Here is a 22,658-nt window from a genome sequence, read left to right on the forward strand (position 1 = left end):
CGAGGTAGCCGCGTTACGCCGCATACCGCAAGCCGCCATCACAGGTCAGGACCTGGCCGGTAACGAAACTGTTCGAAACCAGGAACGCAATCGCCTCGGCGACGTCCTCGGCGCGACCGATACGGCCGACCGGCGTCTTGCCGGCATACTCGGCAAACACCGCCTGCCGCTGCCCATCGGGCAGAAAATCCCACCATGGCGTGTCGATGACACCCGGTGCCACGACATTGACGCGTAACGGCTTCAGCTCCATTGCCAGGATCGGCACCACGGTCAGCAGCATGCCGTTGACGGCGGCGATGCCGGCGACACCCGGCGCCGACAATTGCGCCGACACCGCCGAGATGAAAGTCACCGAGCCACTCTTGTTCAGTGTCGGCAAGGCCGCCTGCAGGCAGGAGAGCTGTGGCCGGACCTTCTCGTCGACGCCACCGCCGATGTCGGTCAGGTCAAGCGTTTCGAACGGGCCGAGCCCCTTGCCGCCGCTGGCGGCCAGCACCAGGTGATCGAAAGGGCCGAGGTCGCTGAAGAACCGGCGAACCTCGTCCGGTTTCGCGGCATCGAAGGCAGCTTTTTCGACCGCACCGCCAAGGCTTTGCCATGCGTTGTCGAGCCTTTCCTGGTTGCGCCCGGTCATCGTCACCTTCATCCCCAGGCCGAGCAGCTCTTTCGCGGTGGCGAGGCCGATGCCGGAGGAGCCGCCGACGACGACGGTGTGATAGGTTTTCTCGGTCATGAATTTTCCTTCTTCGATGTTGCGGAAGCGGGTGCGAGCCCGACAAGGCCGAGGCTCAATTCGCGCAACTGCTGCCTTGCCTTTGCGTCATAGGCTTGCGCATCGGCGCGGGATTCTCTTTGGCCGTCGAAATAGAGGCCGCTTCGCCCTTCGAGTGCCGGCGATGTGGCGAGGTTGGTGATGGCTTCGGCGCCGGTTTCGACCGAGCTCCACGGCGTGATGCCCGCCTGCCGCACCATCGTGGTGTTCATGTAGCTTGCGGGATGCAAGCTGTTGACGGTCACATTGGTGCCGTTCAGCTGCTCCGCCAGATCGATGGTGAACATGATCTGCGCCAGCTTGCTCTGGCAGTAGGCACGGACGCCGTCATAGGAGCGGGTCAGCATGACGTCGTCGAAATCGATCGCCTGCTGGCCGGCCGAGGCGACGTTGACAATGCGCGCCGGCGCGCTGGCCTTGAGCAGCGGCAGCAGCTCCATGGTGAGCAGGAAGCCGGCGAGATAATTGACAGCAAAGCGCAGTTCGTAGCCGTCGGCACTGACTTGTCGTTTGGAGTTGGGACCGGCGGTGCCGACGCCAGCATTGTTGATGAGGATTTCGAGCCGCTTGGTCCTTGCGCTCACGGCCTCCGCGAGGCGGCGGACTTCCGCCAGGGAGGAGAGATCGGCGACGAGCAGCTCGGCCTTGCCGCCGGCGGCTTCGATTTCGGCCACGATCGCCTTGCCCCTTGTCGCGTCGCGGCCATGCACCAGGATGCGGGCGCCGCCAGCGCCGAGCCTTTGCGCGACGACGCGGCCGACGCCGTCGGTCGACCCGGTGATGAGGATTGTCTTGTCTGTCAGTTCCATGTTCAGAGCCTCCATCTCATCGCTCTGAGCGGAAAGATGGGGCACCAGCCACTTGCCAAACAGTTCAAACTTTATCCTGGTATCGATACTGCTATAATAGCGCCGATGGATTCCACCACGCACTCCGCCGAAGACAGCCGCCGCCGCGAGCTTGGCGCCTTCCTGCGCTCGCGGCGCGAAAGGCTGACGCCTTCGGCCACCGGCATCTCGACGGGGTTGCGCCGGCGCACGCCCGGGCTGCGGCGCGAGGAGGTGGCGATGATCGCCGGCGTCGGTACGACCTGGTACACCTGGCTGGAGCAAGGTCGTGACGTTCGGCCGTCGGTGGAAGTGCTGACCGCACTCAGCCGGGCGCTGCGCCTGGACGCGGCCGAGCAGCGGCATCTGTTCATCCTTGCCGGCCGACCGCAGCCGGAGCGTCGCGTCGACGCGCCGGAAAAGGTCGATAGTCCGTTGCTGCACATGCTGCAGAGCCTGGTCCTGCAGCCGGCCTATGTCCTTGGGCGGCGCTGGGATGTGCTGGCCTGGAACTCTGCCGCGGCAGCCGTGTTCGGCGACTATGGTTTGCTGGAGGGCGATTCCCGTAACATCGTCCACATGGTTTTCACCAGCCCGCAGCATCGGCGCCTGCTCGTCGACTGGGAGGAACTGGCGCGTGCCGTGCTGGCGTCATTCCGGGCAGAAAGCGCCAGATATGTCGGCGATCCGGATTTCGAGCGGCTGATCGCGCTGATGACGCGCTCGAGCCCGGAGTTTCGCGCCTGGTGGCCGTTGCGCGACGTGGCCCGCAACCTATCGGGAGTGAAGCATGTCCGGCACCCGATAGCGGGCGCCATGGCTTTCGAGCATATGAGCCTGTCGATCGACGACGGCTCGGATATGAAGCTGATCGTCTACACGCCGCTCGCCGAGCAGAACTCGATCGCCAAGCTCGAACAGCTGCTGGAGACGCTTCCGGCCGAGCGGCGCAGCGCGTGAACCCTATCTTTGTTTGACCATGATCTTGTCCGAAAACCGGCTTCCACTTTTCGGGATCATGGTCGTCAGCCTTTCGGCTTCAGCCCGTCGATGAACAGTTGCTCGAGAAACCTTGCGGCATCCTCGAAGCGGCCGTCGCCACCGCGGTCGGGGCCGAGCACGGCGCGGACCTGGACGTCGAAATCGGCATAATGCTGCGTCGTCGCCCAGATCGAGAAGATCAGGTGCCAGGGGTCGGTGCGGGCAATCTTACCGGCGCGCATCCAGCCCTTGATGACATTGGCTTTCTCGTCGACCAGCGTCTTCAACTCGCCTTCCAGCATCGGCATGATGCGCGGCGCGCCCTGCAGGATCTCGTTGGCGAACAGCCGGCTCTCGCGCGGGAAATCGCGCGCCATTTCGAGCTTGCGCCGGATGTAGCTGCGCAGTTCGGTCAAGGGGTCGCCGATATCGTCGAGTTCGCGCAGCGGCGCCAGCCAGGTGTCGAGAAGCCGCTGCATCAGCGTCTTGTGGATGTCCTCCTTGCGGCGGAAATAATAGAGCAGGTTCGGCTTCGACATGCCGGCGGCTTCGGCGATCTGGTCGATGGTCGAGCCGCGAAAACCATTGGTCGAAAAGACTTCGAGCGCCGCTTCGAGGATGAGCTCGCGCTTTTCCAGCTGGATGCGGGTGCGGCGAGGAGTGGAGCTTTCGACCGCTCCCGTCACCTCGAAAAACCTTCGCTGCGAGGAGCGTCTGGACCAATTCTCTGGACCAGTTTTTCTCCGCCCTGTGGAGCGCACTTCGAAAGCCGCATTTCCGCTAGTAATCCCTTGACCGCTGATAGAGCGGTGCTAACGTTTGTCCAACCGGTCAAAAATTTGCGTAGCACGAAAACACAGCAAAGACCAAGTGTTGGAAAGACCAGGCGTTAGCCGCACCGAAACAGGTTACAAGGGGAAGTCTTGGTCATGTCCAACCGGCTGAAAGTCACGCCGAACGATCTCAGTGCATTCTGGATGCCGTTCACGGCAAACCGGCAGTTCAAGCAGGCGCCGCGCATGATGGTGTCGGCCAAGGACATGCATTACACGACCAGCGACGGGCGCAAGGTTCTCGACGGCACCGCCGGCCTGTGGTGTGTCAATGCCGGCCACTGCCGCCCAAAGATCACCGAGGCGATCCAGAGCCAGGCGGCCGAGCTCGACTATGCGCCGGCGTTCCAGATGGGCCACCCGATCGTGTTCGAGCTGGCGAACCGGCTGGTCGATATCGCGCCGAAGGGCATGGACCATGTGTTCTTCACCAATTCCGGATCGGAATCGGTCGAGACCGCGCTGAAGATGGCGATCGCCTATCACCGCGTAAAAGGCGAGGGTTCGCGCACCCGTCTGATCGGCCGCGAACGCGGCTATCACGGCGTCAATTTCGGCGGCATCTCGGTCGGCGGCATCGTCACCAACCGCAAGATGTTCGGCACACTGCTCGGCGGCGTCGATCACATGCCACACACGCATCTGCCGGAAAAGAACTCCTTCACCAAGGGCGTGCCCGAGCATGGCGCGGAACTGGCGAACGAGCTGGAGCGCATCGTCGCACTGCACGACGCCTCGACCATCGCCGCCGTCATCGTCGAGCCGGTTGCCGGTTCCACCGGCGTCATCCTGCCGCCGAAGGGCTATCTGCAGAAGCTGCGCGAGATCTGCACCAAGCACGGCATTCTTCTGATTTTCGATGAGGTCATCACCGGTTTCGGCCGTCTCGGTACGCCGTTTGCCGCCGACTATTTCGGCGTCACGCCGGATATCATGACCACGGCGAAGGGCGTCTCCAACGGCGTCATCCCGATGGGCGCGGTGTTCGTGAAGAAGGAAATCCACGACGCCTTCATGACCGGGCCCGAGCACATGATCGAGTTCTTCCACGGCTACACCTATTCAGGCAATCCGATCGCCTGCGCGGCGGCGCTGGGCACGCTCGACACCTACAAGGAAGAGGGGCTGCTGACGCGCGGCGAGGAACTGGCGCCGTACTGGGAGGACGCGCTGCACTCGCTGAAGGGCGAGCCGAACGTCATCGACATCCGCAACATCGGCCTGATCGGTGCAATCGAGCTGGCGCCGATCGCCGGCCAGCCGACGAAGCGGGCTTTCTCGGCCTTTGTCAAGGCGTTCGAGCGCGGTGCATTGATCCGCACCACCGGCGACATCATCGCGCTGTCGCCGCCGCTGATCATCACCAAAGGCCAGATCAACGAATTGATCGACCATGTGCGCGAAGTGCTGAGGGCGGTGGATTGAACCAGGCGCAGCTTTCCCTCCCCCTCGAGGGGAGGGTGGCCGCGAAGCGGCCGGGTGGGGTCGGTGCGGCAGCGCGCCAACCTGACCTTCGGCCGCGTAGGTGCCTGTGATGCCGCGGACCCGCGTGAGCTTCGAAATGCGCCAAAAGGCGCGCGCGCTTCGGGTTCATGCGACCAAAGGCGAATCGCTGCTTTGGTATGAACTGCGCGAATTGAAATCGGCCGGGATGAAATTCCGCCGCCAGTGTCCGATCGGGCCTTACATCGTCGACTTTACCTGCCTCGCGGTAAAGCTGGTCGTTGAAGTCGATGGTGATCTGCACGAACAGGAGAAGGGCAAACGGCACGACGCCGTCCGTGATGCCTATCTGCGATCGCTTGGGTTCGATATCTTTCGCGTCGATGAGCCCGATGTCATAAACAGCGCTTGGCATGTCGCACAGGTGGTCAAGGAGAAGGTCGCGCGCATGTCAGCCGACCCCACCCGACCGCTTCGCGGCCACCCTCCCCTCGAGGGGGAGGGGGACGCTGGCGTGCCGCAACCGATGAGGTTTTAGAATATGGCCGCCCCCGGCGAGAATCTGCGAATCAATTCAGACCGTTTGTGGGATTCGATAATGGAGATGGCGAAGATCGGCCCTGGCATTGCCGGCGGCAACAATCGCCAGACCGTTACCGACGAGGACGGCGAAGGGCGGCACCTGTTCAAGCGCTGGTGCGATGAGGCGGGGCTCGAAATGGGCGTCGACGAGATGGGCACGATGTTTGCCCGTCGCGAAGGCACCGATCCCAGCCTGCCGCCGGTCTATGTCGGCAGCCATCTCGACACCCAGCCGACCGGCGGCAAGTATGACGGCGTGCTCGGCGTGCTCGGCGGGCTGGAGGTCGTGCGCTCGCTAAACGATCTCGGCATCAAGACAAAGCACCCGATCGTCGTCACCAACTGGACCAACGAGGAAGGCGCGCGCTTTGCGCCGGCCATGATGGCGTCCGGCGTTTTCGCCGGCGTGCTCGATCAGGCCGACGTTTATTCGCATGTCGACAAGGACGGCAAGAAATTCGGCGAGGAGCTCGAACGGATCGGCTGGAAGGGGACCGAGAAAGTCGGCGAGCGCAAGATCCACGCCTTCTTCGAATTGCATATCGAGCAGGGCCCGATCCTCGAGGACGAGGGTATCGACATTGGTGTCGTCACCCATGGGCAAGGGTTGAAATGGCTGCAGGTGACGCTGACCGGCAAGGAGGCGCATACCGGTTCGACGCCGATGCCGAAGCGGCGCAATGCCGGGCTCGGCATGGCGCGGGTGATCGAATTGGTGCACGAGATCGCCATGGACTACCAACCCGACGCCGTCGGCGCGGTCGGCCATATGGAGGTCTATCCGAACTCGCGCAACATCATCGCCGGCCGCACCGTCTTCACCATCGACATCCGCTCGCCGGAAAAGAAGGTGCTGGACGCTATGGACGGCCGCATCCGCGAAGGCATCGACACGATCTGTGACGCGCTCGACATCAAATATCAAATCGATCAGGTCGGCCATTTCGACCCGGTCACCTTCGACGCGGGCTGCGTCAAGGCTGTGCGGGATGCGGCGGAGCGCCTGGGCTATACGCATCGCAATATCGTCTCCGGCGCCGGCCATGACGCCTGCTGGATCAACCGCGTCGCACCCACCGCAATGGTGATGTGCCCCTGCGTCGACGGTCTCAGCCACAACGAGGCCGAGGAAATCACCAAGGAATGGGCAGCGGCCGGCGCCGACGTGCTGTTCCACGCGGTGGTCGACACGGCGGTGATTGTCGAATGATGGGGTAGCTGCCGCCTCGCAACGCCGCTCGCAAGAAGCGCGAAGAGAATAAGGGAACAAGAAAATGTCCAAAGTCATCAAGAATGGCACGATCGTCACCGCCGACCGCACATGGAAGGCCGATGTGCTGATGCAGCACGGCAAGATCGTTGCCATCGGTTCGAACCTGCATGGCGACCATGAGTTCGACGCCAGCGGCTGCTATGTGATGCCGGGCGGCATCGACCCGCATACCCATCTCGAAATGCCGTTCATGGGCACCTATTCGGCCGACGATTTCGAGAGCGGTACACGCGCCGCCCTTGCCGGCGGCACGACGATGGTCGTCGATTTCTGTCTGCCGGCGCCGCAGCAGTCTCTGCTCGAGGCCCTGCAGATGTGGGACAACAAGACCTCGAAGGCGTCCTGCGACTATTCCTTCCACATGGCAATCACCTGGTGGGGCAAGCAGGTGTTCGACGAGATGGCCACCGTCGTCGACAGGGGCATTACCTCGTTCAAGCATTTCATGGCCTACAAGGGCGCGTTGATGGTCGACGACGACGAGCTTTATTCGTCGTTCCAGCGCTGCGCCGATCTTGGCGCGCTGCCGCTGGTCCATGCCGAGAATGGCGACGTGGTGGCGGCGCTGTCGCAAAAGCTGCTGGCGGCGGGCAACAGCGGCCCGGAGGGACACGCCTATTCGCGGCCGCCGGAAGTCGAAGGCGAGGCGACCAACCGCGCCATCATGATCGCCGACATGGCCGGCGTGCCGCTCTATGTCGTGCATGTCTCCTGCGAGCAGGCGCACGAAGCCATCCGCCGGGCGCGCCAGAAGGGCATGCGGGTATTCGGCGAGCCGCTGATCCAGCACCTGACGCTGGACGAGAGCGAATATTTCAACAAGGACTGGGACCATGCGGCGCGCCGCGTCATGAGCCCGCCCTTCCGCAACAAATTGCACCAGGATTCGCTGTGGGCCGGCCTGCAGGCCGGCTCGCTGCAAGTGGTGGCGACCGACCATTGTGCCTTCACCACCAAACAGAAGCGCAACGGCGTCGGCGACTTCACCAAGATTCCGAACGGCACGGGCGGGCTCGAAGATCGTTTGCCGGTGCTGTGGACGACCGGCGTCAAAACCGGCCGGCTGACGATGAACGAGTTCGTCGCGGTGACCTCGACCAACATCGCCAAGATCCTCAACATGTATCCGAAGAAGGGCGCCATCGTCGAAGGCGCGGACGCCGACATCCTCGTCTGGGACCCCAGCGCCAAGAAGAAGATTACGGCCAAGAAGCAGCAGTCGGTGATCGACTACAACGTCTTCGAAGGTTTTGAGGTAACCGGCCTGCCGCGCTTCGTCTTCTCGCGCGGCGAACTGTCGATCGAGGAAAACGAAGTGAAGGCAAAGCCCGGCCATGGCGAGTTCGTTGCTCGCGAGCCGAACGCGGCTGTTAACCGGGCACTGTCGACCTGGAAGGAGATTTCCGCGCCGCGCAAGGTGGAACGGACGGGCATCCCGGCGACGGGCGTTTGAGCTTGGTGAGCCAGACAGCGATTATCTCGATGGCCGCGGTGATCCTTGCCGCCGGGCCGGCGGCTGACGTCCTTGCCGGTTCCTTTGGCAATGAGGTCGGTTGCGCTGGTGTACGGCTCGGTTATCAGGACAGCGACGATTATGTTGTGCTGACCGCCGACGGCATCGAAACCTATGGCAGCGGCTGCCAGTTCGCACAGCGATTGACGACGGCGCCTGGCACCCTGTTGTTGAGCTCCACCTGTTTCGCCGAGGGCGAGGAGGGCACCACCACGGATGTCGTCAAGGTCATCAACAGAGGAGGGGACGGTTTCTTCGTGACCATTCCCGGCCTTGAGGAGATAGGGCCGCTGAAATCATGTTCGTGACGGTGCCGATGACGGCCGCTGCCTCGATGCCGGCCTCAGGCGACCAACCCGTCCAGTTCCGGCAGCAGGACGACGCTTTCCTGTTCGTTGGGGTCAGTGCGGGCAATGACCGCCGAGGCGGGGCTGTCGCTGAGATTGGCCGGCAGATGCGGGACGCCGGGGGGAATATAGAAAAGATCGCCGGCCTTGACCACGATATGCTGTTCGAGCCGGTCACCATACCAGGTATGGACCTCGCCGGAGAGCACATAGATCGCGGTTTCATGGTTTTCGTGCATATGCGCCTTGGCGCGGGCGCCCGGCGGCATGGTCAGCAGATGCATGCAGATGCCGGACGACCCGACTGTTTCGGCGGCGATACCGGCGAAATAGCTCAGGCCCTGCTTGCCTTCATAAGAGCTTTCAGGGCGGATAAGATGGCAAGTCGGTTTGGGCGACATCGGGGCAACTCCGGGCGTCTATCTGATGGGGTAAGGGCGAGTAGGACCGGGGCGAATAGAACCGGGGCGAGTAGGACTGGTCGAGTGGAAAACAACATCGGGGTAAAATCAATGGGCTTCCGGCCGCGGCAGTGGCCGGAAGCGACAGGCTTCGGCCGATGACGGGAGCATCGCCAGCCGTTGTTTCGGCAAGCAAGCTTGGCCTGACCTTCCAGACCAATGATGGTCCGGTGCAGGCGCTGTCGAATGTCGACCTGACCATCGGCAAGGGCGAATTCGTGTCCTTCATCGGGCCGTCCGGCTGCGGCAAGACGACGTTGCTGCGCGTCATCGCCGATCTGGAGAAGCCGACATCGGGAGCCATCTCCGTCAACGGCATGACGCCCGAGCAGGCGCGCCAGAGCCGCGCCTATGGCTATGTCTTCCAGGCGGCCGCACTTTATCCATGGCGCACGATCGAGCGCAATGTGGCCCTGCCGCTGGAGATCATGGGCCTGTCCAGGGCGGAGCAGGCGGCGCGCATCAAGCGAACCCTCGACCTCGTCAACCTCAGCGGCTTCGAGAAGAAATACCCCTGGCAGCTTTCGGGCGGCATGCAGCAGCGCGCCTCGATCGCGCGGGCGCTCGCCTTCGACGCCGACCTTTTGTTGATGGACGAACCTTTTGGCGCGCTCGACGAGATCGTGCGCGACCACCTCAACGAACAGCTGCTGGAGCTTTGGGAGCGGACCAACAAGACTATCTGCTTCGTCACCCATTCGATCCCCGAGGCGGTCTATCTGTCGACGCGCATTGTCGTCATGTCGCCTCGCCCGGGGCGTGTCAGCGATGTCATAGAATCGACGCTGCCGAAAAAGCGGCCGCTCGATATCCGCGAGACGCCGGAGTTCCTGGCCATCGCGGCACGCGTGCGCGACGGGCTGAGGGCGGGACACAGCTATGATGATTGAGGCGCAGGACAGGATTCCGGCTTCGCCTAACGACGAAGCGGCCACCCGCGCCTTCGTCATCCTAGGGCGGAGCCGCCGCGAAGCGGCGTGCGCAGACCCTAGGATCCATGCCGCGACGTCGGCCGAAGGGCGCAAACAGTCGAGAATAAGCGCCGGGCAAGCCACGGGCGCTGTTCCCTCCAGAGAGGGAGCAATGTTCCGCATCCTTGCGGAGCGGGAAGGTAACGGCATGGATCCTAGGGTCTGCGCCGCGTCGCTTCGCTCCTTGCTCCGCCCTAGGATGACGAAAGCGTGGTTGGCCGCGCTCTCGATATGCGCCGCTTCGCGGCTGCTCCGCCTTTGGAGGACGAAAGAAACGATTGCCGGGGCGAAAGTACGCGGCCTCCGCTTCGCTCCGGCCACCCTCTCCCCGCTGGGGAGAGGAGGGCGCGTATCCGGCGAGGCCTTCTAGATGGATTCCTTCCGTGACAAGCTCGTTCCGGTGACCTCGATCCTCCTGGGCGTGGTCGTCGTCTGGTACGTCATGGCGGTCATCCTCAACGCGCCGTTCCAGCGCGATCTCGACCGCCGCGCCAATCAGACGCCGGGCGTTGTGGAATTCATCGGCAAGACGCTGGCGCAGCCGAAGCCGACGCTGCCGGCGCCGCATCAGGTGGCGGTGAATTTCTTCGAAAACACCTTTTTGCGCAGTGTCACCTCAAGCCGGAGCCTGGTCTACAATGCCTGGGTAACGCTGTCGTCGACGCTGCTCGGCTTTGCCTTCGGCACAGCGCTCGGCATCGTCATCGCCGTCGGCATCGTGCATGTGGCGACGCTCGACCGCAGCCTGATGCCGTGGATCATCGCCTCGCAGACCATTCCGATCCTGGCGGTGGCGCCGATGATCATTGTCGTGCTGGCGGCGGTCGACATCACCGGGCTTATCCCGAAGGCGCTGATCTCGACCTATCTGTCGTTCTTCCCTGTGGCGGTTGGCATGGTGAAGGGGCTTCGCTCGCCCGAGCTCACCCATCTCGACCTGATGCACACCTATAATGCCAGCCCCTCGCAGACCTTCTGGAAATTGCGGGTGCCGGCTTCGGTGCCGTTCCTGTTCACCTCGATGAAGGTGGCTGTGGCCGCCAGCCTGGTTGGCGCCATCGTCGGCGAGCTGCCGACCGGTGCCGTCGCCGGCATCGGCGCCAAACTGCTCGCCGGCGCCTATTACAGCCAGACCATCGACATCTGGTCGGCTCTGGTTGCCGGCTCCGTGGTGGCGGCGCTGCTGGTTATGCTGGTCGGCATTGCCGGGCGCCTAGTCGACCGCGCCATGGGCGGGAGGCCGGCATGAGCTCGCTCCTGAGCCTTTCCTCAATCACCCCCCGATCCTGGCAAGGTTATGCCGCGCTTGTCCTGCTTGTCGGCGCGCTGCTTCTTTGGCCGCTCGTCAGTGCTACGCCCGGTTACGGCATGGCGACTACGGTTTTGATTTTCATTTTGCTGCTCGTGGCAATCGAGGCCGACAACTTTCCACCGATGATAGGGGTGGTGTTGCTGTTCCTTGGCGCGCATGGCGCAGCGTGGATGCTGCTCGCCGGCATAACCGGCAATGAGGGCAGCGCTCGCGCATCCTTCTATCTGCTGCTCGTCGCGGCGTGGTTTTTGGCCTGGCGCTGCGTAACGGTCTTGTCGTCGTTTCGCCCGATTTCGCGCTGGGCGTCAACCGCCCTGCGCCTGATCATACCGGCCATCTTCGGCGCCTGGATCCTGATCATCTGGGAAGCGGTGACGCGTGGTGCCGGCATTCCCTTCATCCTGTTGCCGCCGCCAAGCGCCATCGGTGCACGCATCGTCGGCTCGCTGCCGGTGCTGGGGGCCGATGTCAGGCAGACCATCTTCAAGGCGGTCATCTTCGGCTATGTGGTGGGCAGCGGCGCCGGCTTCCTCGTTGCCATCGCCGCCGACCGCGTGCCGTTCCTGCGGCGCGGGCTTCTGCCGATCGGCAATATGGTGTCGGCGCTGCCGATCATCGGTGTCGCGCCGATCATGGTCATGTGGTTCGGCTTCGACTGGCAGTCGAAGGCAGCGGTGGTCATCATCATGACCTTCTTCCCGATGCTGGTGAACACCGTCGCCGGGCTTGCCGCCTCCGGCCATATGGAGCGCGACCTGATGCGCACCTATGCCTCGAGCTACTGGCAGACGCTGTTCAAGCTGCGGCTGCCGGCGGCGGCACCCTTCATCTTCAATGCGTTGAAGATCAATTCGACGCTGGCGCTGATCGGCGCCATCGTCGCCGAGTTCTTCGGCACGCCGGTGGTCGGCATGGGATTCCGCATTTCGACGGAAGTCGGGCGGATGAACATCGACATGGTGTGGGCGGAAATCGCAGTTGCAGCACTTGCGGGTTCGGTCTTTTATGGCGTGGTCGCTCTTTTCGAGAGAGCAATCACGTTTTGGCATCCCTCTGTCCGTGGTGGATAGGGGCGGTGGGTTTAGGGCGCTAACTTCAGAGGGTAAAAACATGAAAAGACTTGTTGTTTCGATGCTGGCCGGCGCGATGTCGCTTGCCGCGTTCCAGGCGATGGCCGCAGACAAGGTGACGCTGCAGCTGAAATGGGTCACCCAGGCACAGTTCGCCGGCTATTATGTCGCCAAGGCCAAGGGTTTCTATGAAGCCGAGGGCCTCGACGTCGACATCAAGCCCGGCGGCCCGGACATTGCACCGGAGCAGGTTATTGCCGGCGGCGGCGCCGACGTCATCGTCGACTGGATGGGCGGTGCGCTGGCTGCGCGCGAGAAGGGCGTGCCGCTGGTCAACATCGCCCAGCCGTTCAAGAAGGCCGGCATGGAGCTGGTCTGCCCGAAGGACGGCCCGATCAAGACCGAAGCCGACTTCAAGGGCCACACTCTCGGCGTCTGGTTCTTCGGCAACGAGTATCCGTTCTATGCCTGGATGAACAAGCTTGGCCTCAAGACCGATGGCGGGCCGGACGGCGTCACCGTGCTCAAGCAGAGCTTTGACGTGCAGCCGCTGATCCAGAAGCAGGCGGATTGCATTTCGGTCATGACCTACAACGAATACTGGCAGCTCATCGACGCCGGCTACAAGCCGGAAGAGCTGACCGTCTTCAACTATTCCGCCATGGGCAATGATCTGCTCGAAGACGGGCTCTATGCATTGGAGGACAAGCTCAAGGATACGGCCTTCGAGGACAAGATGGTGCGTTTTGTGCGCGCTTCGATGAAGGGTTGGAAATACGCCGTCGACAATTCCGACGAGGCGGCCGGCATCGTCATGGACAATGGCGGCCAGGACGAGAACCACCAGAAGCGGATGATGGGCGAAGTCGCCAAGCTGATCGACAATGCCGATGGCAAGCTCGATCCGGCGACCTACGAGCGCACCGCCAAGGCGCTGCTTGACCAGAAGATCATCAGCAAGGAGCCTACCGGCGCCTACACGACGGCGATCACCGACAAGGCCATCAAATAGAGCTATCAAGCAGGCTCTGTTGGAAGACGAAAAGGGGCGGGCGACCGCCCCTTTTAGTGGGATGTAAAATGAACGTTACCGGCGGAAACATCCGCTCGCAAAATCGTTGTGCCAGTGCATCCGCCTCAAGGGTGTCACAACGGAGGTTTTCCATGCGCATCCAGTCCTTCACGCCGATGCTTTCGGCGCTGGCCATTTCTGCAGCCATCTTCTCTGCTTCACCGGCCTTGGCCGAAACTATAAAGATGACGGCGACGCTCGATGGTGCTCAACAGAACCCGCCCGTCACCACGAAGGGCAAGGGCACCGCCACGCTCAGGTTCAACACCGCCACCAAGAAACTTAGCTGGACCGTGAGATATTCCGGTCTCAGCGGACCGGCGAAGGCCGCACACATTCACGGCCCGGCGGCAAAGGGTGAAAACGCCGACCCGGTGGTGCCGTTCGAAGGCAAGCTGAAGAGCCCGATCAAGGGTTCGGCGACATTGACCGATGCCCAGGCCACCGACCTGGAGGCTGGCAAATATTACGTCAATATCCACACCGCGGCCCACGCCGACGGTGAGATCCGGGGTCAAATCGAGAAGGCGATGTAGCGCCGGTCATTCTGCCGATAGAGGGGCGGGCGACCGCCCCTCTACCGGATCATGACTTTTCCCGTATCTGGGTCATTGTCCGCATCGGCGTAATCGCCTCGGGGTCGAGCCTGATCTCGATGATCGACGGCTTGCCGCTGGCCCGCGCTCGCTCGAAGGCCGCGGCGAAGTCGGCGGTCTTTTCCACCGTCTCGCCATGGCCGCCGTAAGCGCGGGCAAGAGCGGCGAAATCCGGATTCGTCAAATCCGTGGCGACGACACGGCCGGGATATTCGCGCTCCTGATGCATGCGGATGGTGCCGTAGATGCCATTGTTGACGACGATGACGATGATCGGCAGCCCGTATTGCACGGCGGTGGCGAATTCCTGGCCGTTCATCAGGAAACAGCCGTCGCCGGCGAAGGCAATCACGTCGCGGTCGGGGAAAAGCTGCTTGGCGGCGACCGCCGCCGGCGTGCCGTAACCCATCGAGCCGGATGTGGGTGCTGCCTGCGTGCCGAAATGCCGGAAGCGATGGTAACGATGTACCCAGGTGGCGTAGTTGCCGGCACCGTTGGTGAGGATGGCGTCGTCCGGCAGCATCGTTTCGAGATAATTCATGATCGGCCCCATCTGCACGGCGCCGGGGCCGCTCTCCGGAGGCGTCGACCAGTCGAGATAGGCGGCGTGCAGCTTCGCTGCCTCCGCCGCCCACACCGGCGTTGCGGCCGGCTTGCGTTTGGCAAAGGCTTCGACGAAAGCGGCAGGCGAGGCATTGATCGCCAGCGCCGGCCGGTAGACGCGGCCGAGCTCGCCGGCGTCGGCATGGATATGGACCAGCGTCTGGTCGGGGTAGGGGCTCTTCAACAGCGTGTAGTCGGATGACGGCATCTCGCCCATGCGGCCGCCGATGAGCAGTACAAGGTCGGCCTGCTTGATGGCGGTTGCTACTTTGGGATTGATGCCGATGCCGACATCGCCGGCATAGTTCGGGTGGAGATGGTCGAACAGCATCTGGCGGCGGAAGGAACAGCCGACCGGCAGCGACCAGGCTTCGGCTATCGTCCGCATCTGTGCAACGGCCTGCGCGTCCCAGCGCGTGCCGCCAAGGATGACGAAGGGCCGCTTTGCCTTGTTGAGCAACACGTCCAGCGCGTCGAGGTCGGCTTCGCCAGGCCGCGTCTCGACAGGGGTGTAATGCTGGGCTTCCGGTGCCTCGGCGAGGCTGGTCAGTATGTCCTCGGGCAGCGAGATGACGACCGGGCCCGGGCGGCCGGAGGTCGCCACCGAAAAAGCGCGTGTGACGAATTCGGGGATGCGTGCGGCGTCGTCGATCTCGACCACCCATTTGGCGATATCGCCGAAGAACCTGACGTAGTCGACCTCCTGGAAGGCCTCGCGCCCCTTGGCGTGGCTGGCGACCTGGCCGATGAACAGGATGAGGGGGACCGAATCCTGCATGGCGATGTGGATGCCGGCCGAGGCATTGGTGGCGCCGGGGCCGCGGGTGACGAAGCAGATGCCGGGCCTGCCGGTCAGGCGGCCATGGCAGTCGGCCATCATTGCGGCGCCGCCCTCCTGGCGGCAGACGATAGTGCGGATCGGCGAATCATGCAGCGCGTCGAGCACCGCCAGATAGGATTCGCCAGGTACGCAATAGATATGGTCCGTTCCGTTGGCTTCGAGCGCATCGACGATGAGTTGTCCGCCGGTCTTCATTTTCCTGACCTCTCCAGTTCGGCAAGGATTTCTTCGGTGTGTTCGCCGAGACGCGGCGACGGGCGCTCATAGACCAGTGGCGTGCCGGACATGACCATCGGCGCCCGGACCGAGGGCAAGAGATTGCCATGGCCGTCATCGAGGTCGAGCCGCATGCCTCGCGCGATGGTCTGGGGGTCGGCAAACATCTGGCCGATGTTGTTGATCGGGCTGGCCGGCACTCCGGCGGCTTCGAGCCTGGCCAGCAGCGGGTCGCGATCGAAGGCTTTCAGCGCCTCGATCATGTGCTCGCGCAACTTTGCCCGGTTGGCGACGCGGGCGGGATTGGTGGCGAAGTCAGGGTTCGACGCCAGCTCGTCGAGGCCGACGGCAGCGCAGAACTTTGCGAACTGGCCGTCATTGCCGACCGCCAGGATGATGTGGCCATTCTTCACCGGCACCACTTCGTAGGGCGCGATGTTCATATGCGCATTGCCCATCTGCACCGGCGACTGTCCGGAGACGAGATAGTTGAGGTTCTGGTTGCCGAGCGTCGAGATCTGGGTGTCGTAGAGCGCCATGTCGATATGCTGGCCTTCGCCGGTCTTCTCGGCATGGCGAAGCGCCGCCTGGATGGCGATGACCGAATAAAGCCCGGTGAAAACATCTGAAATAGCGACGCCGGCCTTCTGCGGTTCGCGGCCGGCTTCGCCGGTGATCGACATCATGCCGGCCATGCCCTGGATGATGAAATCATAGCCGGCACGCGGCGCATACGGTCCCGACTGGCCAAAACCGGTGATCGAGCAATAGATCAGCCGTGGGTTGATTTTCCTCAGGCTGTCATAGTCGAGGCCGTATTTCTTAAGCCCGCCGACCTTGAAGTTTTCGATCAGCACGTCCGATGTCGCGACCAGCCGGCGCACCGTCTCGGCGCCCTCGGGCGTCGAGAAGTCGATGGCGATGGAGCGCTTGCCGCGGTTGCAGGAATGGTAATAAGCGGCCGAAAGGTTCTCGCCGTCATGGCCGATGACAAAGGGCGGTCCCCATTTGCGGGTGTCGTCGCCGCCGTCCGGGCTTTCGACCTTGATCACGTCGGCGCCGAGGTCGGCAAGCAGCTGCCCGGCCCATGGCCCGGCGAGGATACGTGCGAGTTCGATGACGCGGATGCCTTTGAGCGGAGGCTCAGTCATGGATCACCGTGGTTGATCGAAAGCGCAGCCTCTATCAATCCCGCGCGCCGCTGTCACGGCCCTTGCAATGGGCCAGTATCACTGTGCCCTCAGCACGCGGTCGGCCCAGGCGGCAAAATCCTCCATGATGATGTCTCGGTTGATCTCGTTCAGGCTTTCGTGGCGGGTTTTGGCGTAAACCTTTGACACGAGATTCGAAAAGCCCATCATGTGCATTCGGCCGGCAAGATGGCTGACCGCCTTGCCGCCGTCCGAGGCCGGATCGTGCTCGCCTCCGACCAGGTTGACGGACAGGTCGCGCCGCACGCCGGAAAAATTGCTGTCGCTGCCGCAATGCAGCGTCATCTTGACGATGTCCTGCCACATCGACACCGACGCATCCCAGCCGCAAAGCGGGTCGGCGATGTATTTCTCGACTTCTATGGCATCGCGCGACAGCCAGTCGAACGGCGTCCGGTGATTGGGCACGGCCTTGCCCCAGGCCCGGAACGTCAGCCGGGGCAGCAGGCGCGACGGCACGTCTGAGCCAAGCCGGAACTTTTCCCAACCAAGCATGCCCAGCGCGATTTGGCCGAGCAGTCCGGCCGAGAAATTGCCGTTCCAGATCGCGGCGGCGTGGATGCGCGCCGAGTGGCGGAGAACAAAGTTCAGTGCGACCGACGCGCCCAAGGAATGGCCGAAGACGATGACCGGCAGGCCGGGCCGTTCCGTGGCGATCAGATCGTGGACGGCGGCGACATCGGCGATGACCTTGGCGCCGCCATCCGCATCGGCGAACCTGCCGGGTGGCGCGTCCGGCGCCTTGGTGGCGCCATGGCCACGGTGGTCGTGCGCGTAGACCTGGTAGCCGCGCTCGCCGAGGAAAGCGGCGAAGCGGGCATAGCGCGCGGCGTGCTCGGCCAGTCCGTGATTGATCTGGATGACTGCGCGCGGTTGGCCGATGGCGTGTTTCACATAAAGGTTGAGCTCGGCGCCGGTCGGCGATGCCAGCATCCTCTGCTCGTCAAATGGCATGTCTCGCTCCCGTCGGCGACTGTTGGGCGACGCAGCGATCGACGTCAAGGGACGGTGCCCATTCGGCCGCAGTTGACAGCATGCTGTCAATGTGATTGCATGACAGCATGCTGTCAAATGGTCAGCAGCAGATTGGGGATATGACTATGAAAACCACCGGGGCCATTTCGCGGCGTGCAATCTTGCTGGCGGCCTTCGCCTTTACGACGGCCACCCTGCTGCCAGGGATTGCTGCGTTCAGTCAGGAAACCAGGGAGATCACCATGATGACGTCCACCGTTCCGGGCCCGCAAGGCCAGCTTGCCACTTATAGGATCAACGCCGGCAATGGCCTGCCGATCATGTTCCTGCATGGAGATTGCAGCCGCGCTTCCCACTGGGACCGGGTGATGCAGCTCTCCGTCGAAGGCCGCGAGGCGGTAGCCTTCGATTTTCGCGGCCATGGCGCCTCCGCGCCGGCGCAGGACGGTGACTATGGCTATGACGGCCGTGCAATGGATGTCGGCGCCGTGGCCGACGCGTTTGGCCTGAAGCGGTTTCTCATTGTCGCGCACAGCGGCGGTGGTGGCGTGGCGCTCGCTTATGCCGCCAGCCATGCCGACCGGGTCGCCGGTGTCTTGCTCGTCGACCCGGCGACCGATCCTCGTGCGCTGCCGCAGGCGATTCGTGACGGCTTTGTCCGCGATCTGGCCGGTCCGCAAGGCCGCGATGTCCTGAACGCCTACTACACGTCGATTGCCGGCCCTAACGCGGCTGTTCGCCAGCGTGTTCTGGCCGATGCGGCAGTGGTCGATCCGGCGGCGAGGGCAGGTGTCGGCAAGGCACTGGCCGAATGGAACTCGGAGCCGGCACTCAATGCGTATCGCGGGCCGATGTTCGTATTGGCTACCGAGGCTAGTGACACTCCAGTCGCGCTCTACCGGCTGCGCACGGACATTCCGCGCCAGATCGTGGCGGGCAGCGGCCATTGGGTGATGCTCGACAAGCCCGAGGTCGTAGCCGAAGCCGTCAACAATTTCGTCGCGACCATCGAGGCCGGCCAGAAATGACGACCAGGACCGAAGCCGCAAATGTGCTCACCGATCTGGTGCTTGCCGTGTTCAGGCTGAACGGCAGTTTTCTGGATGCGGCCGACCGGCTGGCCGCTCCAACCGGGCTGACGGCAGCGCGCTGGCAGGTTTTGGGTGCGGTTTTGAAGGAGCCGAAATCCGTGGCCGACATCGCCCGCGACATGGGCCTCGCCCGTCAGAGCGTACAGCGGCTGGCCGACATACTGGCTGCGGAGGGGCTTGCTGCCTATGCCGACAACCCGGCGCATCGCCGCGCCAAGCTGTTGTCGATAACCGATACCGGCTGGGCAGCGGTCAAGAATATCGGCACACGCCAGCATGTTTGGGCGAACCGCGTTTCGGAGGGTATGGACGCCGACGCGCTGAAAGCCTCGCTTGATCTGCTGCGCACCCTGACAGAACGGGTGGAGGCGGGCGGATCCTGATCGACTACGCGAGAGCCGTCTCAATGCGCTGGCGATTGTTTTTACGGCCGGCGAAAGAAATCGTAATTCTGACATGTCGCAAGTTTCTAGCTTGCCGCGTGAATCACGAGGAGTGCCGGAATGCGGATTTGGGCGATATGGGGGGCGGTGTTTCTTGCGTTTGCTGGCGCAAGCGCGGCGCGGGCCGATGTGAAGATGACCGGCTCTTTCGTCGCCGATTCCGCCTGTCCGGCAACGCAGGCGATCAAGAGCGGCAAGAACCCCGGCAACATATCGACTGCGGCTGGCCAGAGCTACGATCTGCTGGCCGGCAACAAGGACGCGCCCACGCACTATCTCATTCGGGTGCCGGGCGCCGATCCGGAGCGCCGCTGGGTCAAGATCAGTTGCGGCCATGTTTCGGGTGGCAATGCGTCGGCGATGCCGGCTGCACCGGCACCTGCCGAGCCGAACAAGCCATCGGCGTCCGGAAAGCCGGAATATGTCTTCGCGCTGAGCTGGCAGCCGGCTTTCTGCGAGACCAAATCCAGCAAGACCGAATGCCGGGCGCAGACCGCCGCCGGTTTCGATGCGACCCACTTCACCTTGCATGGGTTGTGGCCGCAGCCGAACGGAAATTTCTATTGCCAGGTCGCGGCAAGCGACAAGGCGAACGACGATCCAGCGCACTGGCGGGATTTGCCGCCGGTCACGCTGGACCCGAATACGCGAGCGGAACTCGACCAGGTGATGCCGGGCACCGCATCCGCCCTCGAAAGGCATGAATGGATCAAGCACGGCACCTGCTACGGCAAGAGCCAGCAGGAGTATTTCGCCGACGCCTTGAACCTGATGCGCGCGGTGAATGCTTCGCCGGTGCGCGATCTCTTCACCAGAAGCATCGGCAAGCAGCTTACGTCCGATCAGATCCGCAGCACCTTCGACAGCGCGTTCGGCAAAGGCGCGGGCGACCGGGTCCGCGTGTCCTGCGTGATCGATCCTTCGAACGGCAGGCGGCTGATCGGCGAGCTGACGCTCGGCCTGACCGGCCCGATCGCCTCGAACGCTTCGCTCGGTACCCTGCTGCTTGCCTCGGCGCCGACAACCAAGGCCGGCTGCCCGAAGGGCACGGTCGATGCCGTCGGGTTCCAGTAAACAGGCCGAACGCGACTGTCGCTTTGCGCCGGGGATGGTATGATCCCGCGGGTATCATTCGCAGGGGGTGGCGATGAGTGGCATGACGAGCGGCGCGCTGGCGCGGCTGGCGTTCTGGGCCAAGGGCATGACGGCGATCCGCGACGGCCATATGGAATGGCCGGGCTTTTCCTACTCCGAAGTCGAGTGGGTGCGCATGACCACGCTCGCCAAACCCGTCGGCGGCGGCACGTACCAATTGTTCACGCTGGTCAACGCGGCGATCTTCATCGCCATTGCCGCGCTCGGGATCTTCTGTGTCTTCCTGCCGCTGGCGGCGCTGCTGTTCCCGGTACCGGCCGAAACCAGTGCGCTCAAGTTTTCGCTGCTCCTGGCGGCATGCGCCTTCCTGATCATCGGCATCGGCCTGCCGATTTCGCTGCGTCTTTCGGCCGCGCTGGTCGCGCCGAAGGCAATGCGGGCCGCGCTTGTCGCCGTGCCCGGCGACCAGGCGCTTGCGGCAAAAGTGTCATGGCAGATCAACCGGATCACGCTCGTGCTCTGCGGCCTGTTGGTGCCGGGCATCCTTCTGTTCATCGCCTACGATATCGAAGCCGGCCCGATTATTACCGCGTTGAAATGGCTGGCGATCGCGCTGGTGGCGGTTTCGGTTGCGATCGGCGGATGGCAGCGGCGCAAACAATCCTGATTGCCCCAAGCAAAGGCCAGAGTAGCGTTACGCGCCGGCGCTGCGCTCCGGCCTAGTCCATGTGTTGCGGCCGTCTGCTTCGCTGCCGCCCGGTTCGCCGACAACGCGATCGCGCCCCGTCGATTTGGCCTTGTAGAGACGCTGGTCGGCGAGCGCGAAGAGATCGGCAAGGCAACGGGTGGTCTCGCTGACCGTCGAGATGCCGGCGCTGACGGTGATGTCGAACCGGCTGGTGCTTGCGGACGTCTTGACCGCTTGCCTGACGGTTTCGCCCAGCAGCCTGGCGAGCGGCTGCGGACGCCAGCCGAGGATGGCGAATTCCTCGCCGCCGATCCTGAACAGTTGATCTTCGGTCCCGACAAGTTCGCCAAGCAAAATCGCCAGGGCTTTCAGCACCTTGTCGCCCTCGGCATGGCCGAAGCGGTCATTGATCGATTTGAAGTGGTCGACATCGATGATCAGCAGGCTGAGCGGCCTGGCGGTCCGCAGGCTGGTTGCCACGGAGGCCTCGCCTTCGCTGTCGAAGCGACCCCTGTGCAGCAGGCCGGTGAGGCCGTCGCGACCGACGTGCTCGACCAGCGCTTCATAGCGCTCGCGATAGGTCAGCGTGTCGAAAATGTCGGAAAGCCCACGCGGCGCCGGCACCTGCCGTGCCTCGAACCACCTGATATAGGCGACCAGCATGGTGCTGTAGATCAGGGCCGCTGCCATCTTGGCGAACCAGCCGCCGAAGAACACCGCCACCGGCGCACCGGTGACGAAATGCAGCGCCGTGAAAAAACCTGCCTGATCGAAGGTGAGCACGCAGGCGACGGAGACTAGGATTCGGGTGAAAAGCGCCTTGCGCAGATATTTGCCGAGCTTTTCATAGAGCAGGATAATCAGGATGGCGTCGACGAACAGCAGCGTCGTGCCCCACACCATCAGCCAGCCCATCTCGTCGATAAAGCCGATGTCGGGAAGCTTGCCGTCGGGCAGCGGTGCGATGTCGTGCAGGCGCAGGATCAGCACGAGCCCGATCATCAGGGTATTGCCGAGCAGCAGGCCGTAGATCGGCTGGCGGACGGTTGCCGCGTCCTCCTTGATGTAGAGCAGGAGAAGCATGACCAGCTTGCCGGAAAACAGCACGGCCGAACCCGGCGATACCATGCCGAACGGTAGCGCGACGTAGAAGACGCTGGCGAGATAGGTTTCCAGGAAATGCATGACGCCAAGGGCGCAAACAAAGACGCCGAGGCCGATGCGGCCCCTGAACCGAAAAAGCGTGACCATGATGCCGAAATAGAGAACCGCTTCGGCAAAAAGCAGGAAACTGTTCAGCACGGCCCGATCTCTCTCCCCGAAATCGCGGCTGCCAGCGATTTCCCATCCAACACTGTTTTGACGCGGAATGGTTAACCGGAGCTTTCGCCCGGGCGCCGGCACGAAATGAAGCGGCTAAGCGTTTGCGGGTGCGACCA

At 63.2% G+C, this 22,658-nt stretch carries 23 protein-coding genes; 15 read left to right on the plus strand and 8 right to left on the minus strand.

The window, feature by feature from the left end; genetic code table 11:
• Positions 1 to 13 precede the first annotated feature (13 nt).
• Both NKG60_RS00635 and NKG60_RS00640 read right to left on the minus strand, forming a co-directional pair.
• Positions 14 to 736 carry an SDR family oxidoreductase gene (locus NKG60_RS00635; RefSeq protein ID WP_352564402.1) on the minus strand — a complete coding sequence of 241 codons (723 nt, stop codon included), beginning with the start codon at positions 734 to 736 and terminating at the stop codon, positions 14 to 16.
• Positions 733 to 1,584, minus strand: a complete 852-nt coding sequence (locus tag NKG60_RS00640; protein WP_352564403.1) for an SDR family NAD(P)-dependent oxidoreductase — start codon at positions 1,582 to 1,584, stop codon at positions 733 to 735. The genes NKG60_RS00635 and NKG60_RS00640 overlap by 4 nt, the downstream gene beginning before the upstream one ends.
• 105 nt (positions 1,585 to 1,689) lie before the next feature.
• Between NKG60_RS00640 and NKG60_RS00645 the strand changes: the two genes are divergently transcribed.
• On the plus strand, positions 1,690 to 2,562 hold the full coding sequence (locus tag NKG60_RS00645; protein ID WP_352665956.1) for a helix-turn-helix transcriptional regulator: 873 nt from the start codon (positions 1,690 to 1,692) through the stop codon (positions 2,560 to 2,562).
• A gap of 65 nt (positions 2,563 to 2,627) precedes the next feature.
• On the opposite strand, the gene NKG60_RS00650 is transcribed toward NKG60_RS00645, so the two are convergent.
• Positions 2,628 to 3,269: a TetR family transcriptional regulator C-terminal domain-containing protein gene (locus tag NKG60_RS00650; protein WP_352564406.1), complete on the minus strand. Its 642-nt coding sequence runs from the start codon at positions 3,267 to 3,269 to the stop codon at positions 2,628 to 2,630.
• 243 nt (positions 3,270 to 3,512) lie between these two features.
• Here NKG60_RS00650 and aptA point away from each other — a divergent pair, with 243 nt between their 5' ends.
• The 5 genes from aptA to NKG60_RS00675 all read left to right on the plus strand — a co-directional run bounded on the left by aptA (position 3,513) and on the right by NKG60_RS00675 (position 8,535).
• Positions 3,513 to 4,841, plus strand: coding sequence for an omega-aminotransferase AptA (gene aptA, locus NKG60_RS00655; protein ID WP_352465212.1), 1,329 nt, complete (start codon positions 3,513 to 3,515; stop codon positions 4,839 to 4,841).
• Positions 4,842 to 4,950: 109 nt separating this feature from the next.
• Positions 4,951 to 5,397, plus strand: coding sequence for an endonuclease domain-containing protein (locus NKG60_RS00660; RefSeq protein WP_352564410.1), 447 nt, complete (start codon positions 4,951 to 4,953; stop codon positions 5,395 to 5,397).
• A 3-nt stretch (positions 5,398 to 5,400) separates the two neighbouring features.
• Complete coding sequence (locus NKG60_RS00665; RefSeq protein WP_352564411.1) at positions 5,401 to 6,651, plus strand: Zn-dependent hydrolase; 1,251 nt, start codon at positions 5,401 to 5,403, stop codon at positions 6,649 to 6,651.
• A 64-nt stretch (positions 6,652 to 6,715) separates the two neighbouring features.
• On the plus strand, positions 6,716 to 8,167 hold the full coding sequence (gene hydA, locus NKG60_RS00670; protein WP_352564413.1) for a dihydropyrimidinase: 1,452 nt from the start codon (positions 6,716 to 6,718) through the stop codon (positions 8,165 to 8,167).
• A gap of 5 nt (positions 8,168 to 8,172) precedes the next feature.
• On the plus strand, positions 8,173 to 8,535 hold the full coding sequence (locus tag NKG60_RS00675; protein ID WP_352564415.1) for a hypothetical protein: 363 nt from the start codon (positions 8,173 to 8,175) through the stop codon (positions 8,533 to 8,535).
• A 35-nt stretch (positions 8,536 to 8,570) separates the two neighbouring features.
• On the opposite strand, the gene NKG60_RS00680 is transcribed toward NKG60_RS00675, so the two are convergent.
• Positions 8,571 to 8,975: a cupin domain-containing protein gene (locus NKG60_RS00680; RefSeq protein WP_023720850.1), complete on the minus strand. Its 405-nt coding sequence runs from the start codon at positions 8,973 to 8,975 to the stop codon at positions 8,571 to 8,573.
• 158 nt (positions 8,976 to 9,133) lie between these two features.
• Here NKG60_RS00680 and NKG60_RS00685 point away from each other — a divergent pair, with 158 nt between their 5' ends.
• From NKG60_RS00685 to NKG60_RS00705, 5 genes are all read left to right on the plus strand, one after another.
• Positions 9,134 to 9,925 carry an ABC transporter ATP-binding protein gene (locus tag NKG60_RS00685; RefSeq protein ID WP_352564417.1) on the plus strand — a complete coding sequence of 264 codons (792 nt, stop codon included), beginning with the start codon at positions 9,134 to 9,136 and terminating at the stop codon, positions 9,923 to 9,925.
• A 451-nt stretch (positions 9,926 to 10,376) separates the two neighbouring features.
• A complete protein-coding gene (locus NKG60_RS00690; RefSeq protein ID WP_352665955.1) occupies positions 10,377 to 11,255 on the plus strand; it encodes an ABC transporter permease in 879 nt (292 codons plus the stop codon).
• On the plus strand, positions 11,252 to 12,388 hold the full coding sequence (locus NKG60_RS00695; RefSeq protein WP_352564421.1) for an ABC transporter permease: 1,137 nt from the start codon (positions 11,252 to 11,254) through the stop codon (positions 12,386 to 12,388). The genes NKG60_RS00690 and NKG60_RS00695 overlap by 4 nt, the downstream gene beginning before the upstream one ends.
• Before the next feature lie 40 nt (positions 12,389 to 12,428).
• On the plus strand, positions 12,429 to 13,400 hold the full coding sequence (locus NKG60_RS00700; protein ID WP_352564423.1) for an ABC transporter substrate-binding protein: 972 nt from the start codon (positions 12,429 to 12,431) through the stop codon (positions 13,398 to 13,400).
• A 152-nt stretch (positions 13,401 to 13,552) separates the two neighbouring features.
• Entirely contained in the window at positions 13,553 to 13,996 is a 444-nt protein-coding gene (locus tag NKG60_RS00705; RefSeq protein WP_352564540.1) for a CHRD domain-containing protein, read from the plus strand.
• A gap of 49 nt (positions 13,997 to 14,045) precedes the next feature.
• Here NKG60_RS00705 and NKG60_RS00710 read toward each other — a convergent pair whose 3' ends face one another.
• From NKG60_RS00710 to NKG60_RS00720, 3 genes are all read right to left on the minus strand, one after another.
• Positions 14,046 to 15,695: a thiamine pyrophosphate-binding protein gene (locus NKG60_RS00710; protein WP_352564425.1), complete on the minus strand. Its 1,650-nt coding sequence runs from the start codon at positions 15,693 to 15,695 to the stop codon at positions 14,046 to 14,048.
• Positions 15,692 to 16,867, minus strand: coding sequence for a CaiB/BaiF CoA transferase family protein (locus tag NKG60_RS00715; protein ID WP_352505567.1), 1,176 nt, complete (start codon positions 16,865 to 16,867; stop codon positions 15,692 to 15,694). The genes NKG60_RS00710 and NKG60_RS00715 overlap by 4 nt, the downstream gene beginning before the upstream one ends.
• A 78-nt stretch (positions 16,868 to 16,945) precedes the next feature.
• Positions 16,946 to 17,881, minus strand: a complete 936-nt coding sequence (locus NKG60_RS00720; protein WP_352564426.1) for an alpha/beta fold hydrolase — start codon at positions 17,879 to 17,881, stop codon at positions 16,946 to 16,948.
• A gap of 146 nt (positions 17,882 to 18,027) precedes the next feature.
• Between NKG60_RS00720 and NKG60_RS00725 the strand changes: the two genes are divergently transcribed.
• From NKG60_RS00725 to NKG60_RS00740, 4 genes are all read left to right on the plus strand, one after another.
• Complete coding sequence (locus NKG60_RS00725) at positions 18,028 to 18,930, plus strand: alpha/beta fold hydrolase (protein WP_352564428.1); 903 nt, start codon at positions 18,028 to 18,030, stop codon at positions 18,928 to 18,930.
• Positions 18,927 to 19,376 (plus strand): MarR family winged helix-turn-helix transcriptional regulator, encoded by a 450-nt coding sequence (locus tag NKG60_RS00730; protein ID WP_352665954.1) that lies wholly within the window; start codon positions 18,927 to 18,929, stop codon positions 19,374 to 19,376. The genes NKG60_RS00725 and NKG60_RS00730 overlap by 4 nt, the downstream gene beginning before the upstream one ends.
• A gap of 120 nt (positions 19,377 to 19,496) precedes the next feature.
• Positions 19,497 to 20,510, plus strand: a complete 1,014-nt coding sequence (locus tag NKG60_RS00735) for a ribonuclease T2 family protein (RefSeq protein ID WP_352564431.1) — start codon at positions 19,497 to 19,499, stop codon at positions 20,508 to 20,510.
• A 73-nt stretch (positions 20,511 to 20,583) separates the two neighbouring features.
• On the plus strand, positions 20,584 to 21,198 hold the full coding sequence (locus NKG60_RS00740) for a hypothetical protein (protein WP_352564433.1): 615 nt from the start codon (positions 20,584 to 20,586) through the stop codon (positions 21,196 to 21,198).
• A gap of 27 nt (positions 21,199 to 21,225) precedes the next feature.
• Here NKG60_RS00740 and NKG60_RS00745 read toward each other — a convergent pair whose 3' ends face one another.
• A complete protein-coding gene (locus NKG60_RS00745) occupies positions 21,226 to 22,521 on the minus strand; it encodes a GGDEF domain-containing protein (protein WP_352564435.1) in 1,296 nt (431 codons plus the stop codon).
• Between the last annotated feature and the right edge of the window lie 137 nt (positions 22,522 to 22,658).

It is taken from the genome of Mesorhizobium sp. M1428 (assembly GCF_040317515.1).
Lineage (GTDB): Bacteria > Pseudomonadota > Alphaproteobacteria > Rhizobiales > Rhizobiaceae > Mesorhizobium.